Below are 14,290 nucleotides of genomic sequence, written 5' to 3' on the forward strand. Positions count from 1 at the left end.
CGCAGCGACCCGCTAGGCGTTCCAGCGCGCGAGCAGCCAAACAGCGCTCGTCGAGTCGTATTGCAAATGCACGATGGCGCCCATCTCCAGCGGCCAGCGCACGCAACGCGCGAGCGGCATGCCGAGCGCGCGCGCCGTGAGGGTGCGGATCACGCCCGCATGCGTAACGGCCCAAACAGTGCACTTCTCGCGCGCGTCGAGCGTATCGAACCAGCCGCTCACGCGCGCATCGAACTGCGCGACGCTCTCGCCGCCATGCTCGCGCGCGTGCTCGAAATTCGCGGCCCATGCGTCGATCTGCGCGCGCTCGATCGCGTCCCAGCGCTGCATCTCCCATGCGCCGAAATCCATCTCCGCGAGGCGTGCTTCGACTCGTGGCGTGTGGCCGCGCAGACGGCCGAGCGCCGCCGCCACGCTCGCGCAGCGCGTGAGCGGGCTCGTTTCGATACGCTGCGGTTCGCGCACGCCGAGCGCCGCGATCCGCTCAGCGAGCGACGCGGCCTGCTGCGTCGCGTCGCCCGCGAGCGGCACATCGCTCGCGCCGTAGCAGACGCCCGCATCCACCGCCACGGCGGGATGACGGATCAGAACGAGATCCATGCGAGTCCCACGAGGTAGATGGCGATCTCGAACACCTGTTGCGCCAAGCCGAGACAATCGCCCGTATAGCCGCCGATGCGCCGCACGAAGTAACGCCCCAGTGCATAGCGCAACACGGCGAGCACGCCGAGCGTCGCGACGCCCGCGCGCCAGTCGGGTGCGCCGGACCACACCGGCCAGAACAGCCACGGCAAGCCGAACACGCACGCGCACAGCCACGCGGGCATGCTCATGCGCTGCGCGACGGGCTTGGCCTTGCCCTCGGCACGCACATACTCGAGCGAGACGAGATAGCTGATCGCGCACGCGCGGCTCGCGGCGTGGCCGGCGATCATCAGCATCGCGGCACGCGCCGGCGGCAGCGCCGCGAGCGTCTGCCACTTGAGCGCGAGCGCCACCACGAGGCCGATCGCGCCAAATGCGCCGATGCGCGAATCGTGCATGATGCGCAGCACGTCCTCGCGGGCGTACGCGCCGCCGAATGCGTCGAGGCAGTCGGCGAGACCGTCTTCGTGGAAGGCGCCCGTCGCGAGGAGCGTGACCGCCATCGACAGCAGCACGGCCACGTTCGCCGGAAACACGCGCAACGCGGCGAGATAGACGAGCGCCCCAAGCGCGCCGATCAACGCGCCGACGAACGGAAAGTAACGCGCCGCCGCGTTGAGCCAGGCGGGCTCGAAGCCCACCCAGCGCGGCACCGGCACGCGCGTGAAATATCCGAGCGCCGTGAAGAAGTAACGCAGCTCCGCAAGCGGATTCATCGCGCGGCGCTCAGGCGTGGCGATCACTGCGATTGTCGACGCCCGCCGACTCGAAGCTCGCCATGTCGTTGAGGAACGCGACCGCCGCGCGCAGCAGCGGCACCGCCAGCGCCGCGCCCGTGCCCTCGCCCAGACGCAGGTCGAGCGTAAGCAGTTCGCGCGCGCCGAAGTGATCGAGCATGCGGCGATGCCCCGCTTCGTTCGATGCGTGCGCAAACACGCAGTAGTCGCGCACGTTCGGCGCGAGCGAGTCGGCCACGAGCAGCGCCGAGGTGGCGATGAAGCCGTCGACGAGAATCGCCGTGCGCGAGCGCGCCGCTTCGAGATATGCGCCCGCCATCATCGCGATTTCGAAGCCGCCGAACGCGGCGAGCACGTCGAGCGGCTCGCGCGCATCGGCGTGATGCGCGAGCGCCGCCGCGAGCACATTGCGCTTTTTCGCGAGGCCCGCATTGTCGAGGCCCGTGCCGCGCCCGACGCATTCATCGATCGGCACGCCGCACAACCGGCTCATCAGGCACGCGGCCGACGACGTGTTCGCAATGCCCATTTCGCCAAAGCCGATCACGTTCGTGCCGAGCGCCGCGTGATGACGCACGCGCTCGGCGCCCGCCGCAAGCGCGGCGAGGGCTTCGTCGCGCGTCATGGCGCGCTCGTGCGCAAAGTTGCGCGTGCCGGCCGCGATGGGCACATCGACGAGTGTCGGCGACGGCGGCAGCGGCGACGCCACGCCCGCGTTGACGACTTCGAGCGTGAGTCCCGCCACGCTGCTGAACACGTTGATCGCCGCGCCCCCTGCCACGAAGTTCGCGACCATCTGCGCGGTCACGGCCTGCGGGTACGGGCTCACGCCTTCGGCGGCGATGCCGTGGTCGCCTGCGAAGACGATCATCACGGGACGCTCGACGCTCGGGCGCGTCGTGCCCTGGATCATGCCGAGCTGGCGCGCCAGGGTTTCGAGGCGGCCGAGACTGCCGGGCGGTTTGGTCTTCGTGTCGATGAGGCGTTGCAGTTCGTCGCGCAACGAGAGATCGAGCGGTTCGACGGCGAGCAGTTCGGAAAGCGATGACGTCATGGTGTATTTCGTTTCGAAGTGATGCGGGCGACAGCGGCGCACTAGTGCACGCCGTTCGATCCCGGCGAATGCGGTGATGAAGATGTCGGTACGAGTGCGGGTACAAGCGCCTCGTGCGCGCCCTCGCGTATCAGCACGAGCGGATGTCCGAATGCGGCGCTCGCGCGTTCCGGCGTGAGCACATCGCGCACGGGGCCCGCGTGAAAACCGCCGCGGCCGTCGAGCAGGAGCGCGTGCGTCGCGAAGCGCCGCGCAAGATTGAGATCGTGGCACGAAAACAGCACGGCGCGCGCTTCACTGCGCACCCAGTGCGAGAGCGCTTCGAGACACGCAATCTGATGATGCAGGTCCAGATGGGCGAGCGGCTCGTCGAGCAGCAGGAGCGGCGCGCCCTGACACAGCGCGGCGGCAAGCGCGACGCGCTGGCGCTCGCCGCCAGAGAGCGACAGCACATCGCGCGCCGCGAACGCTTCGAGGCCGAGCGTGGCGAGCGCGGCGTGCGCGGCGGCGCGATCGGCATCGGCTTCCCAGCCCCAGCCCGAAAGATGCGGGTAGCGATTGAGCAGCACGGTGTCGATCACGCTCGCGCTGAAGGCGTCGCGCTGGTCCTGCGGCATCAGCGCGCGCCGCTGCGCGAGGCGCACCGGCGGCCACTGTGCGAGCGCGATGCCCTCGACTTCGACACGTCCCGCCGAGGGCTCGCCCAGGCCCGCGAGCGCGCCGATCAGTGTGGTCTTGCCCGCGCCATTTGCGCCCGCCACACACCAGATTTCGCCGGCGGCAAACCTTTGCGTGAGCGATTCCACGAGCGTGCGCGCGCCCGCGCGCAACGTGAGCGCGTGGACCGCGAGCAGGGGGGGATGCGTATCGCTCATCGTCCGCGCCTCGCGAGCAGCATCCACAGGAATACCGGCACGCCCGCGAGCGCGGTCACGACGCCCACCGGCAACTGCGCGGGCGCCGCCACCGTACGCGCGACGAGGTCCGCGCCCATCACGGCCACGCCGCCCGCAAGCACGGCGGCCGGCACGAGCATACGCTGGTCGTTGCCGAACGCGAGGCGCAGCATGTGGGGCACGACGAGCCCCACGAAGCCGATGGTGCCGCCCGTCGTCACGGCAGCGGCCGCCGCGAGCGACGCGGCAAGATAAATGCCCACGCGCAGACGCAGCACCGGTACACCGAGCGCCTGCGCGGCAGCGTCGCCGCGCAGCAGCACGTTGAGCATCGGCGCGGCGGGCACGATGCACGCAAGGACCACGCCAAGCGTTGCGAGCGCGGGCCATGGCATGCCCGCGCCATTGAGGTCGCCCGTGAGCCAGAACAGCATGCCGCGCAGGCGCGTGTCGGGCGCGAGCGTGAGCAGCAGAGTGATCAATGCGCCCCAGCCTGCCGCCGTCACCGCGCCCGTCAGGAGCAGCCGCGGCGAGCTGTCTTGCGGCTCGCCGCGCCACAACTCGCGGCGCGCGAGGCCGAGCACGAGCAGGATCGAAACGAACGCACCCGCACACGCGCTCGCCTGCACGCCCCACCACGCCACGCCAGCGATCATCGCCACGAGTGCGAATGCGGCAGCGCCGCCAGACACACCGAGCACGTAGGGCTCCGCAAGCGGATTGCGCAGCAGCACCTGCAGCAGCGCCCCCGCCAGCGCGAGCAAGCCGCCGCATGCAAACCCCGCCAACGCGCGCGGCAAGCGCAGCGTACGCACGATTTCGACCGCCATGTCCGGCGCGCCGTGCACGTCATGCGTGGGAGCGAGCGCCGCCAGCGCCTGCGCAAACGTCACGCTCACGCTGCCGGTTGCGAGCGATGCAGCGAACACCACGAGCGCCACGGCTGCGAGCGCGGCCCAGATCATGCATGCACGGCGCGCGCTCATCGAGCGGCGCGGCAGCGCGTGTATCGGCGGCACAGGCGGTACAGCATGGGACTCATCGCGGCTCATGGAACGCATCGGGGAACTCGGCAGCGGATTTCAATCAAACTCGCACAGAAAGACAGCAGGGGTATACGCAAGCCACGACAGAGCGCAGCATTTTGGTCACCAGGGATTCTGCATGACGTGGCATAAGCCGTTCGCGAAAGCACTGGCAAAAGACCATGAATCCGTGATGTTATAACGCGCAGACCACGATCGAGACGATGCACTGCGCGCGCGGCCTTGGCAAATTACGTTCCCGCCCAGCGTATGCAGCACACCTAGCGAGGGTTTCGGGCCTGATTCCGGTAAGAAGCCGGGTTGTTACGTCTGGAAACGACACAATTATCAAAATACGCGTTAATCCGCGCTAGAATGCCTGTCTTTAGAGGACGCAGCACATGCTCAACGAACTCGAAACACTCTCACAAAACATCGGGCGGCTGATCGAGATTAATCAGCGCCAACACGAAGCACGCCTCGCACTCGAAGAGCAACTCGCGCAGCTGCGTGCGCAATGCGACGAAACACGCACCGAACTCGAACAGGTCCGCGAAGAGCGCGCCGCGCTGCAGGCAGAGCGCGATGCACTCTCGGCCAAGATCGACGATGCGCAGGTGCGTCTGAACGCGATCCTCGAAAAGCTGCCACGCGCACGCGCAGGTCACGAGCGCGACAACCAGCTCGATCTGCTCGAGCCGTCGCAGAGTACCGACGACGACAGCAACGCGGCCCGCCACGGAGAAAATGCATGACCACCAAGCAGATCGAAGCGACGATACTCGGCCAAACCTATCGCCTCGTCTGTTCGCCGGAAACGGAACAGGCACTGCTCGAAGCCGTGGCGCGCGTGGACGCCGAGATGTCGAAGATCCGCAATCACAGCAACGTGCGCGGCACCGATCGCATCGCCGTCATGGCGGCGCTCTCGCTCGCCTCGGAACTGCTGCGCCTGCAAACCAGCGTGCGTCACGGGGAAGCATTCCCAGCCGAAGAAATCCGTCGTACAATGCGCCAAATGAACGAACAACTCGGCGCTGTCATTCATCAGTACGGTGTGCAATAAGCGCTGATGTACACCGCGGTTGTAAGCCGCAGTATTACGCAGCAACGTGCGGTATGATGTTGTTCAAAGGTAGCGTTGATTTGTTTAGAAACGCGCGTTTCTAAACACGCTGCCAACCAGTTTAGTCAGCTTCCCTGCCTGGTTCGCCAAGGTCATATATTCCTTGAACCAATGCCATGTGCACGGTTGCGGAAATTTGTAGCACGGGCGTGCGCGTCACACAGTCTGATGTACCCGAAGTGCTGCTAACTGCGACCAATTCTGAACCCTCGGTTCAGGATGCCGGCCTAGCGGCTATGGCGGGGACCTATTCAAACGGCATCGGACCACAGTCCGATGCCGTTTTCCTTTGTGCGGCGTGCATTGGCGACTTTCGCGGCATGCACGCTCGCCCCTCCCCCCTTTCGACGTGAACTTCGACTCATGCGCTACTGGCTGATGAAGTCCGAACCCGACGAAGCAAGCATCGACGACCTCGCAAACGCGCCGCAGCGCACGCTGCCCTGGACCGGCGTACGAAACTACCAGGCGCGCAATTTCATGCGCGACACCATGCAGCAAGGCGACGGCGTGCTGTTCTACCACTCGAGCTGCCCCGAGCCCGGCATCGCAGGCATCGCGCAGGTGTCGTCCACGGCCTACCCCGATCCCACGCAGTTCGATCCGAAAAGCCCTTACTACGACGCGAAATCGACGCACGAGAATCCGCGCTGGATGCTCGTCGACGTCGTATTCAAGAAGAAGTGCCCGCTGATTTCTCTCGCCGCCTTGCGCGAGCACGAGGAACTCGCGGACATGCGCGTGCTCGCCAAGGGCAACCGCCTCTCGATCACGCCGGTCACCACGGCCGAGTGGAACTTCATCACGAAACATCTGATGTGATGCGGTTCGGCCTCGATGGCCGGCACGCATACAGCATTCGTGCGCGACTTCAAGCACAATCGCGCACAGTCGCGCGTCACAACAGATGCCTCGCGCGCGACGCCAGTTCTGCAAGGAGCCTCAATGAACCGAAAAACCGTCGTCACGCTCGCCGCCGCATTGGCTGCCGCCCTCCCCCTCGCCCTGACGCTCGCACCGGGCGCCGCGTTCGCACAGAGCGACGCGCGCTTGCAGCAGCCCTCGGGCGTGCTTTCGCTGTCCGCGCAGGCGAGCGCCGAAGTGCCTCAGGACGTCGTCAACATTACGCTGTTCTACGAACAGGAAGCGAACGATCCCGCCTCGCTCACCGCGACGCTCAATCAGCGCGCCGACTCCGCGCTTCAACGGGCCAGAGGCGTCGCGGGCGTGACCGCGCATTCCGGCCAGTTCTCGATCTTCCCTTCGACGGATCGCGACGGGCGCATCTCCGCCTGGCGCGGCCGCACGGAAGTCGTACTCGAGTCGCATGATTTCGCGGCGGCATCGAAGCTCGCCGGCGATCTCTCGTCGATCATGCAGGTGGGCAACGTGCAATTCTCGCTGTCGCCCGAAGCGCAGCGCGCCGCCGAGCAAAAACTTTCGGGCCAGGCGATCGCCTCGTTCCGCGACCAGGCCCTCTCGGCTACGCGCGCGTTCGGCTATAGCAGCTACTCGATTCGCGACGTGAACGTGGGGCACTCGGGCGTGATGCCGCGCCCCATGATGATGATGAGCGCACGCGCGGCTTCGGCTGACGCGAAGATGTCGTCGCCCGTGCCGCTCGAAGGCGGCACGTCCACGGTGACGGTCAACGTTTCCGGCTCGGTGCAGATGAAGTAAGGCGCGCCATACGAGCCACGCAAGCACGCAAGTAAAAAGGCCACGGTGAAAACCGTGGCCTTTTTCATGGGCTAAAACGCGAGGTGCGTTCGCGCGCGTGTCAGCTCTTCGCGCCCGCTACCTGCGCGCGGTCGTTGCCGTCCTTGCCACGTTTGGCGCGACGATACGCCCACGCCATCAGGCCAATCCCCACGATGATCATCGGCAGCGAGAGCCACTGGCCCATCGAGAGGCCGAGCGCAAGCAGGCCGAGGAAGTCATCGGGTTCGCGTGCGAACTCGACCGTGAAGCGCGCGAGACCATAGCCGATCAGGAACATCGCCGAAATCGCGCCGACGGGGCGCGGCTTGCGCGCGAACAGAATCAGCACGATGAAGAGCGCAATGCCTTCCAGCGCGATTTCATACAGTTCCGAAGGATGGCGCGGCAGCAGATGGTACTGCGCGAACACTTCGTTCAGGTGCCACTGCGCGGCCAGTTGCGGATGCGCGGCGAGCCACGCGGCGTCGTCGTTTGCGGCGCCGGGAAACAGCATGGCCCACGGCGAATCGGGCGAGGTCACTCGGCCCCACAGCTCGCCGTTGATGAAGTTGCCGAGACGGCCAAAGGCGAGCCCCGTGGGCACCATCGGCGCGACGAAGTCCGTGACCTGCAGCCAGGTGCGCCCGCGTTGCCACGCGAACAGGACCATCGCGAACGTCACGCCGAGGAAGCCGCCGTGAAACGACATGCCGCCTTCCCACACCTTGAAGATGTCGAGCGGATGCGCGAAATACCAGCTCGCCTTGTAGAACAGCACGTAACCCAGGCGGCCGCCCAGGATCGTGCCGAGCACGCCGTAGAACAGCATGTCGTCGATGTCTTTCGCGGTCCAGCCTTGCGCGGCCACGTACGGCAGACGCAGACGAAGACGGCCGATCACGATCGCCAGAATGAAGCCGACGAGATACATGAGGCCGTACCAGCGCACGGCGAGCGGCCCCAGATGAATGGCGACGGGGTCGAAGTTCGGGTGGATGAGCATCGTGGATGAAGTCTTGTCGGCGATATCGATTGAAATCGGGTTTGTAAGCAGTCGCGCGCCGCTCACACAAGCGGGCAAAGCGCGTTGGACGTTTGCAAGGCGGCGAGGTTCGCCGCCCGCGCGTCACGGCGTGACATTATCGCCGACGCGAGGGGGCGCGAACCAAAATGCACGTTTGGCGATGCGCGGCGAGTGTCACGGTGACAGATGACGCGCGCGGCACACCCAGCTTCAGACTAGCCCTCGCGCGCCGGGCCACCCGCCGTCGCCGCGTGCGCGCGCACGATCTCGATGAACGCCGCGAGCACCGGGCTCACCTCGGCCGAGCGCCAGACGAGGCCCGTTTCGATGGCCGGCACCGCCCCGGCGAGCGGCCGGTACACGACGCCCGTGCGCCGCAGATGGCGCAGCGACTGCGGCACGAGCGCCACGCCCATGCCCGCCGAGACGAGGCTCACGATCGTCTGCATCTGGATCGCTTCCTGGCCGATCAGGGGCACGAGGCCGGCCGCGCCGTAGCAGTCCATGATGGTGTCGTAGAAGCCGGGGGCCAGATGGCGCGGGAAGACGACGAGCGGCACATCGGCGAGATCGCGCAGGCTCACGGGCTCGTCGTGCCAGTCGTCGGCTGACGGGCCGCCAAGGCGCACCGACAGTGCCGAGGGCATGGCGACCACGAGCGGTTCGCGCGTGACAGGCTGGTAAGCAAGCTGGGCCGCGTGGCGCGGCGGCACGGGTGCAATGACGAGGCCGGCGTCGATGCGCCCCGCCACCAGTTCTTCCACCTGCACGTCGCTCGTGGCTTCGGCGAGCTGCAGGCGCACGCGCGGATAGCGCGCGCCGAACTCGCGCAGCAGAAGCGGCAGCAAGCCGTAGTCGGCGGTCGAAACGAAGGCCAGCGCGAGCACGCCCGCCTCGCCACGCGCGAGGCTCTGGGCGAGCGGCCGCAACGCTTCCGCGCTCGCCAGCAGGCGCCTGACCTCCGGCAGCAGATCGGCGCCCACGGCCGTCAATTCGACCGAACGACGCGTGCGCGCGAACAGCTCCACCCCCAGCGTCTCCTCGAGCGCGCGAATGGCCTGCGAGAGCGGCGGCTGCGTCATCGACAGGCGCGCCGCCGCGCGGCCGAAATGCTGCTCCTCGGCCACGGCGACAAAATAGCGAAGCTGGCGCAGATCGGGGATAGTCGGATTCATCGGCGGCGGCCTCGCGCTGTTGTCATGTTGATATGTTTTTCGACTCAATAGACCACGAATAATATATTGGACAGCGTTCTCGCGAAATCGCATGCTTCGATAGACGTGCCGGCGCGCCCCCAAAACAGAACCCACTCCCGGCATCCGAGACAAAATCCACCGGAGGTCCCCATGCCCTATAACCGTCGTTCGAAGCACATCACGCAAGGCGTCGCCCGTTCGCCCAACCGTTCGATGTATTACGCGCTCGGCTACGAGAAAGCCGACTTCGACAAGCCGATGATCGGCGTCGCCAATGGCCATTCGACCATCACGCCGTGCAACGCCGGCCTGCAGCGCCTGACCGACGCGGCCGTCGACGCCATCAAGCGCGCCGACGCGAACCCGCAGACCTTTGGCACGCCCACGATCTCGGACGGCATGTCGATGGGCACCGAGGGCATGAAATACTCGCTCGTCTCGCGCGAAGTCATCGCGGACTGCATCGAGACCTGCGTGCAAGGCCAGTGGATGGACGGCGTAGTCGTGATCGGCGGCTGCGACAAGAACATGCCCGGCGGCATGATCGCGCTCGCGCGCATCAACGTGCCCGGCATTTACGTGTATGGCGGCACGATCCGCCCGGGCAACTGGAAGGGTAAGGCGCTCACCATCGTCTCGGCGTTCGAGGCCGTGGGCGAGTTCACCGCGGGGCGCATGACCGAAGAAGATTTCGAAGGCGTCGAGAAAAACGCCTGCCCGTCCACGGGTTCGTGCGGCGGCATGTACACCGCGAACACGATGAGCTCGTCGTTCGAGGCGCTCGGCATGTCGCTCATGTATTCGTCGACGATGGCCAACCCCGACGAGGAGAAAGTCGACTCGGCGGCGGAATCGGCGCGCGTGCTGGTCGAGGCCGTCAAGCAGGACCTCAAGCCGCGCGACATCATCACGAAGAAGTCGATCGAGAACGCCGTGGCGCTGATCATGGCGACGGGCGGCTCGACCAACGCCGTGCTGCACTACCTCGCCATCGCGCATGCCGCGGAAATCGAATGGACCATCGACGACTTCGAGCGCATGCGCAAGAAGGTGCCGGTGATCTGCGACCTGAAGCCTTCGGGGCAATACGTCGCCACCGACCTGCACGAGGCCGGCGGCATTCCGCAGGTGCTCAAGATCCTGCTCGATGCGGGCCTCCTGCATGGCGACTGCATCACCATCACGGGCAAAACCATCGCGGAAGAACTCAAGGACGTGCCGTCCGCGCCGCGCGCGGACCAGAAGGTGATCTTCCCCATCAGCCAGGCGTTGTACAAGGAAGGCCATCTGGCGATCCTCAAGGGCAACCTCGCGACGCACGGCGCGGTCGCCAAGATCACCGGCCTGAAGAATCCGGTCATCACGGGCCCCGCGCGCGTGTTCGACGACGAGCAGAGCGCGATGGAAGCCATCCTCGCAGACAAGATCAAGGCCGGCGACGTCGTCGTGCTGCGCTACCTCGGCCCGAAGGGCGGCCCCGGCATGCCGGAAATGCTCGCGCCGACTTCGGCGATCATCGGCAAGGGGCTTGGGGAGTCGGTTGGGCTCATCACCGATGGGCGCTTCTCGGGCGGCACCTGGGGCATGGTAGTGGGTCACGTCGCGCCGGAAGCGTTCGAAGGCGGCACGATCGCGCTCGTGCAGGAAGGCGACTCGATTACCATCGACGCTCACACGCTCCTGCTGCAACTGAACGTGGACGACGCCGAACTCGCGCGCCGGCGCGCGGCCTGGAAGCAGCCCGCGCCGCGTTACACGCGCGGCGTGATGGCGAAGTACGCGGCGCTCGCGCGCCCGGCGAACCAGGGCGCGGTGACGGGCTAGGCGGAGCCTGGCGCGTCATTCGAATCTCGACCTGCAGTCAAGCAAAGGGCGCACGTCCAGGACGTGCGCCCTTTGCTTTTATAATGCGACGACACAGCCGGCGCACACGCGGGCGGAGACCAGTATGAAACGGAAGTCGCAAGCGAAGAACAAGATAGCGACGCTCGCCGCCGCGCTCGCCATCGGCCTTGCCGGCGTACTCGGGTCGGCCCCGGCCCGCGCGCAGCATGGCCCCACCGGCCTCGCGCTCGCCCAGCAGCAGAACTGCATGAGCTGCCACTCGGTGACCCGCAATTTCATGGGTCCCGCCCTGCGCGATGTCGCCGCGAAGTACGCGGGCAAGCCCGACGCGCCGGCCTATCTCACCCGCAAGATTCTGGAAGGCGGCAGCGGCGTGTGGGGCACCGTGCCGATGCCGGCCAACACGCAGTTGAACCCCGCACAGGCGGCGCAACTCGCGAGCTGGATCCTCACGCTCAAGTGAAGCGGACGATGTGACGGCGGGGCCACGAAGTGGCCGCTCGCCGCCGCGCGCCCAACTGAATCAGGCCGAAGGCGGTCGCCCCGCGCGCGCCGCCAGTTCTTCGCGCACGGCGGCCTTCACCCAGTTCGTGAGTTCCGTTTCGAGCGCAAGACCGATTTCGCGCGATACCTGACCCACGAGCCAGTTCGTATGTTCCTGCATCGCGGCGCTGCAGCGCGCCTCGATCACGGCACGGCCTTCGCCGGTGAGCCAGGTCAGGCAACGGCCACGCAGCCGCTCGACGAGCGCGTCGGCGTCGTGCGCGAACAGGCCCTCCTCGCGCTCGGCCACGGCGGCCTGGACGGCAGCGGCCGTCGCGCTCTTCGCCTCTTCGACGTTGTGCGCGCGCAGCGGATTGCCGCTCACCATCACCTCGTTCAAGAGCGGAATCGCACTATCTTCCGAGTCGTGCATGCCGGACATGTTTACCTCCATCGATCGGGGCAGTCGGCCTTGCGCCGGTACGCCTCGCGCGTCCGGCCTCAGCCGCCCTGCTTGTAGTTGTTGAGCGCGTAACCACGGTCGCGGTAGAAACGATAGCGCTCACGGCCCGACGCGAGTTCGTCGGGCGCATCGCCAATCACTTCGAGCAGGCGCTCGAAGCGTGCGAACTGCGGCGGGACCTCGGCGCCGAGATTGAGCAGCACACGATGATGCGGTGCACGCTCGAGATCCGTTGCCAGCACGATGGGCGATTCGCCCGCTTGAGGGCTCTCGGCCATGCAGTGCGGCACGAAATCGAGCGGCGAAAAGGTCCACAACATTTCGTCGAACGCGCGCAGGCGCGCGGGGTCGGCCAGCACGACCGCCTGCTGGCCCGCCTGATACGCCTTGCGCACGAGGCGGCACGCATACAGCAGCGAGTCGCCGACGTTCGTGTGGAAATCGATGCGCGTCATGCCCACACCACTCTACACACCGTCAGGTGGGCAGCAATCTCCATTCCTGCCCTCATTGCCCGGCACGATCGATCAGGAACTGGGCGAGCAACGGCACCGGACGGCCCGTCGCGCCCTTGGCCGCGCCGCTCTTCCACGCCGTGCCGGCGATGTCGAGGTGAGCCCACGGGTAGTTTTCGGTGAAACGCGAGAGGAAGCACGCCGCCGTCACGCTGCCCGCCGGACGCCCGCCGATGTTGGCGAGGTCGGCGAAGTTCGACTTGAGCTGGTCCTGATACTCGTCGTCGAGCGGCAGGCGCCAGGCCGGGTCGTTCGCTTCGCGCGAGGCGTCGAGCAGTTCGCCCGCGAGCGCGTCGTCCTTCGAGAAGAGGCCGCTGTTGTGATGGCCGAGCGCGATGATGCAGGCGCCCGTGAGCGTGGCGATGTCGACCACGGCGGCCGGCTTGAAGCGCTCGGCATAGGTGAGCGCATCGCACAGGATCAGGCGGCCTTCGGCGTCGGTGTTGAGCACTTCGACCGTGAGGCCCGCCATCGTCGTGACGATGTCGCCCGGCTTCGTGGCGTTGCCGGCGGGCATGTTCTCGCAGGTCGGGATGATGCCGATCACGTTGAGCTTGAGCCCCATTTCGGCGACCGCGCGGATCGTGCCGAGCACCGAGCCCGCGCCGCACATGTCGTACTTCATCTCGTCCATGCCCTCGCCGGGCTTGAGCGAAATGCCGCCCGTGTCGAACGTGATGCCTTTGCCGACCAGCACGATGGGCGCGGCCTTGGTGCTGGCGCCCTGATAGTGCAGCACGATGAACTGCGGCGGCTCGACCGAGCCCTTTGTTACCGAAAGAAACGAACCCATCTTGAGCGTCTCGATCTGGCGCTGGCCGAGCACCTCGACCTTGAGCTTCCAGTCGCGCGCGAGCTTCTTGGCCGTGGCGGCGAGATAGGTCGGCGTGCAGACGTTGCCCGGCAGATTGCCGAGGTCGCGGGTGAGGTCCATGCCGTTGGCGAGCGCGACGGACTGCTTCGCCGCAAGCTTCGCGGCCTTCTCTTCGGCGGCGTCGATGCTGAAGACCACGCGCTTGAGGGCCCGCTGCGAGACGTCGGGCTTGCTCTTCATCTGCGTGAAGCGATAGGTCTCGTTGCGCAGCGCGAGAATGGCGGTGCGCACGCCCCAGTCGCCCGTGCGCTCCTTCACCGGCAATTGCGCGAGCGTGAAGGTGACCTGCGCGATCTTCGTGCCGAGGATCGCGCGCCAGGCGGCCTTGACCGCGTCGCCGTATGCCTTCTGGCCGAACGCGTCCTGCTTGCCGAGACCCACGAGCAGCACGCGCGAGGCGCCGATGCCGCTCACTTCCGGCAGGAACAGCGTGGAGCCGGCCTTGCCGTCGATGTCGCCGGCCTTGACGACGCGCGCGATTGCGCCGCCAATGGCGCTGTCGATGGCGAACGCCGCGCCCGAGAGGGTTTGCGCCTCGAACACGCCGACCACGACACAATCCGACTTGCCGGTCAGGAAGGGGCCGTCCCCGCCTTTGCTCCAGTCACAGGCTTTTATGCTAAAGTCCATCGCGCTTGTCCTCGGATAAAATCAGGGCTTAGGATGAAAGCCGCAATTATCCGCTATTTTTCCCGCGGCGGCTCCT

General features: G+C 66.6%; 16 protein-coding genes and 1 other RNA gene. 7 read left to right on the plus strand and 10 right to left on the minus strand.

Annotation, left to right across the window (positions count from 1 at the left end; translation table 11 throughout):
* Positions 1 to 12: 12 nt before the first annotated feature.
* The 5 genes from cobC to AB3X98_RS10375 are packed head-to-tail and all read right to left on the minus strand — an operon-like array spanning position 13 to position 4,384.
* Positions 13 to 600, minus strand: coding sequence for an alpha-ribazole phosphatase (gene cobC / locus AB3X98_RS10355; RefSeq protein WP_368607150.1), 588 nt, complete (start codon positions 598 to 600; stop codon positions 13 to 15).
* A complete protein-coding gene (locus tag AB3X98_RS10360; protein ID WP_368607153.1) occupies positions 585 to 1,361 on the minus strand; it encodes an adenosylcobinamide-GDP ribazoletransferase in 777 nt (258 codons plus the stop codon). Before AB3X98_RS10360 ends, cobC begins: the two co-directional genes overlap by 16 nt.
* Before the next feature lie 10 nt (positions 1,362 to 1,371).
* Positions 1,372 to 2,436: a nicotinate-nucleotide--dimethylbenzimidazole phosphoribosyltransferase gene (cobT, locus tag AB3X98_RS10365; protein ID WP_368610242.1), complete on the minus strand. Its 1,065-nt coding sequence runs from the start codon at positions 2,434 to 2,436 to the stop codon at positions 1,372 to 1,374.
* A 41-nt stretch (positions 2,437 to 2,477) separates the two neighbouring features.
* Complete coding sequence (locus AB3X98_RS10370) at positions 2,478 to 3,311, minus strand: ABC transporter ATP-binding protein (protein ID WP_368603816.1); 834 nt, start codon at positions 3,309 to 3,311, stop codon at positions 2,478 to 2,480.
* A complete protein-coding gene (locus AB3X98_RS10375) occupies positions 3,308 to 4,384 on the minus strand; it encodes a FecCD family ABC transporter permease (RefSeq protein WP_368603817.1) in 1,077 nt (358 codons plus the stop codon). The genes AB3X98_RS10370 and AB3X98_RS10375 overlap by 4 nt, the downstream gene beginning before the upstream one ends.
* Positions 4,385 to 4,758: 374 nt before the next feature.
* Between AB3X98_RS10375 and AB3X98_RS10380 the strand changes: the two genes are divergently transcribed.
* From AB3X98_RS10380 to AB3X98_RS10400, 5 genes are all read left to right on the plus strand, one after another.
* Positions 4,759 to 5,112: an ATPase gene (locus AB3X98_RS10380; protein WP_368603818.1), complete on the plus strand. Its 354-nt coding sequence runs from the start codon at positions 4,759 to 4,761 to the stop codon at positions 5,110 to 5,112.
* Complete coding sequence (locus tag AB3X98_RS10385; RefSeq protein ID WP_042268772.1) at positions 5,109 to 5,423, plus strand: cell division protein ZapA; 315 nt, start codon at positions 5,109 to 5,111, stop codon at positions 5,421 to 5,423. Before AB3X98_RS10380 ends, AB3X98_RS10385 begins: the two co-directional genes overlap by 4 nt.
* A gap of 128 nt (positions 5,424 to 5,551) precedes the next feature.
* Positions 5,552 to 5,733: non-coding RNA, 6S RNA (gene ssrS, locus AB3X98_RS10390), on the plus strand.
* A gap of 113 nt (positions 5,734 to 5,846) precedes the next feature.
* On the plus strand, positions 5,847 to 6,305 hold the full coding sequence (locus tag AB3X98_RS10395) for an EVE domain-containing protein (protein WP_069265454.1): 459 nt from the start codon (positions 5,847 to 5,849) through the stop codon (positions 6,303 to 6,305).
* A 123-nt stretch (positions 6,306 to 6,428) separates the two neighbouring features.
* Positions 6,429 to 7,163, plus strand: a complete 735-nt coding sequence (locus AB3X98_RS10400; protein ID WP_069265514.1) for an SIMPL domain-containing protein — start codon at positions 6,429 to 6,431, stop codon at positions 7,161 to 7,163.
* A gap of 100 nt (positions 7,164 to 7,263) precedes the next feature.
* Here AB3X98_RS10400 and lgt read toward each other — a convergent pair whose 3' ends face one another.
* Positions 7,264 to 8,187, minus strand: a complete 924-nt coding sequence (gene lgt / locus AB3X98_RS10405) for a prolipoprotein diacylglyceryl transferase (RefSeq protein ID WP_368603819.1) — start codon at positions 8,185 to 8,187, stop codon at positions 7,264 to 7,266.
* Between the two features lie 236 nt (positions 8,188 to 8,423).
* Positions 8,424 to 9,383: a LysR family transcriptional regulator gene (locus AB3X98_RS10410; protein ID WP_342947864.1), complete on the minus strand. Its 960-nt coding sequence runs from the start codon at positions 9,381 to 9,383 to the stop codon at positions 8,424 to 8,426.
* 171 nt (positions 9,384 to 9,554) lie between these two features.
* Here AB3X98_RS10410 and ilvD point away from each other — a divergent pair, with 171 nt between their 5' ends.
* Both ilvD and AB3X98_RS10420 read left to right on the plus strand, forming a co-directional pair.
* The gene (gene ilvD, locus AB3X98_RS10415; protein ID WP_368603820.1) at positions 9,555 to 11,228 is read left to right on the plus strand and encodes a dihydroxy-acid dehydratase; all 1,674 of its coding nucleotides are present in this window, start codon (positions 9,555 to 9,557) and stop codon (positions 11,226 to 11,228) included.
* Positions 11,229 to 11,352: 124 nt separating this feature from the next.
* Positions 11,353 to 11,712 (plus strand): c-type cytochrome, encoded by a 360-nt coding sequence (locus AB3X98_RS10420; RefSeq protein ID WP_368603821.1) that lies wholly within the window; start codon positions 11,353 to 11,355, stop codon positions 11,710 to 11,712.
* A gap of 60 nt (positions 11,713 to 11,772) precedes the next feature.
* Here AB3X98_RS10420 and AB3X98_RS10425 read toward each other — a convergent pair whose 3' ends face one another.
* From AB3X98_RS10425 to AB3X98_RS10435, 3 genes are read right to left on the minus strand one after another with little or no spacing between them, the layout of a single operon-like run.
* Positions 11,773 to 12,174: a DUF2486 family protein gene (locus AB3X98_RS10425; RefSeq protein WP_069265458.1), complete on the minus strand. Its 402-nt coding sequence runs from the start codon at positions 12,172 to 12,174 to the stop codon at positions 11,773 to 11,775.
* 59 nt (positions 12,175 to 12,233) lie between these two features.
* Positions 12,234 to 12,650: a DNA polymerase III subunit chi gene (locus AB3X98_RS10430; protein ID WP_342947862.1), complete on the minus strand. Its 417-nt coding sequence runs from the start codon at positions 12,648 to 12,650 to the stop codon at positions 12,234 to 12,236.
* Positions 12,651 to 12,702: 52 nt separating this feature from the next.
* Positions 12,703 to 14,214, minus strand: coding sequence for a leucyl aminopeptidase (locus AB3X98_RS10435; protein WP_368603822.1), 1,512 nt, complete (start codon positions 14,212 to 14,214; stop codon positions 12,703 to 12,705).
* Between the last annotated feature and the right edge of the window lie 76 nt (positions 14,215 to 14,290).

Source organism: Paraburkholderia sp. BR14312, from assembly GCF_040948675.1.
Taxonomy (GTDB): Bacteria; Pseudomonadota; Gammaproteobacteria; order Burkholderiales; family Burkholderiaceae; genus Paraburkholderia; species Paraburkholderia nodosa_A.

Coding starts and splice junctions, on each gene's coding strand:
- cobC (WP_368607150.1), bottom strand. CDS start 600: ATGGATCTCGTTCTGATCCGTCATCCCGCCGTGGCGGTGGATGCGGGC.
- AB3X98_RS10360 (WP_368607153.1), bottom strand. CDS start 1,361: ATGAATCCGCTTGCGGAGCTGCGTTACTTCTTCACGGCGCTCGGATAT.
- cobT (WP_368610242.1), bottom strand. CDS start 2,436: ATGACGTCATCGCTTTCCGAACTGCTCGCCGTCGAACCGCTCGATCTC.
- AB3X98_RS10370 (WP_368603816.1), bottom strand. CDS start 3,311: ATGAGCGATACGCATCCCCCCCTGCTCGCGGTCCACGCGCTCACGTTG.
- AB3X98_RS10375 (WP_368603817.1), bottom strand. CDS start 4,384: ATGAGCCGCGATGAGTCCCATGCTGTACCGCCTGTGCCGCCGATACAC.
- AB3X98_RS10380 (WP_368603818.1), top strand. CDS start 4,759: ATGCTCAACGAACTCGAAACACTCTCACAAAACATCGGGCGGCTGATC.
- AB3X98_RS10385 (WP_042268772.1), top strand. CDS start 5,109: ATGACCACCAAGCAGATCGAAGCGACGATACTCGGCCAAACCTATCGC.
- AB3X98_RS10395 (WP_069265454.1), top strand. CDS start 5,847: ATGCGCTACTGGCTGATGAAGTCCGAACCCGACGAAGCAAGCATCGAC.
- AB3X98_RS10400 (WP_069265514.1), top strand. CDS start 6,429: ATGAACCGAAAAACCGTCGTCACGCTCGCCGCCGCATTGGCTGCCGCC.
- lgt (WP_368603819.1), bottom strand. CDS start 8,187: ATGCTCATCCACCCGAACTTCGACCCCGTCGCCATTCATCTGGGGCCG.
- AB3X98_RS10410 (WP_342947864.1), bottom strand. CDS start 9,383: ATGAATCCGACTATCCCCGATCTGCGCCAGCTTCGCTATTTTGTCGCC.
- ilvD (WP_368603820.1), top strand. CDS start 9,555: ATGCCCTATAACCGTCGTTCGAAGCACATCACGCAAGGCGTCGCCCGT.
- AB3X98_RS10420 (WP_368603821.1), top strand. CDS start 11,353: ATGAAACGGAAGTCGCAAGCGAAGAACAAGATAGCGACGCTCGCCGCC.
- AB3X98_RS10425 (WP_069265458.1), bottom strand. CDS start 12,174: ATGTCCGGCATGCACGACTCGGAAGATAGTGCGATTCCGCTCTTGAAC.
- AB3X98_RS10430 (WP_342947862.1), bottom strand. CDS start 12,650: ATGACGCGCATCGATTTCCACACGAACGTCGGCGACTCGCTGCTGTAT.
- AB3X98_RS10435 (WP_368603822.1), bottom strand. CDS start 14,214: ATGGACTTTAGCATAAAAGCCTGTGACTGGAGCAAAGGCGGGGACGGC.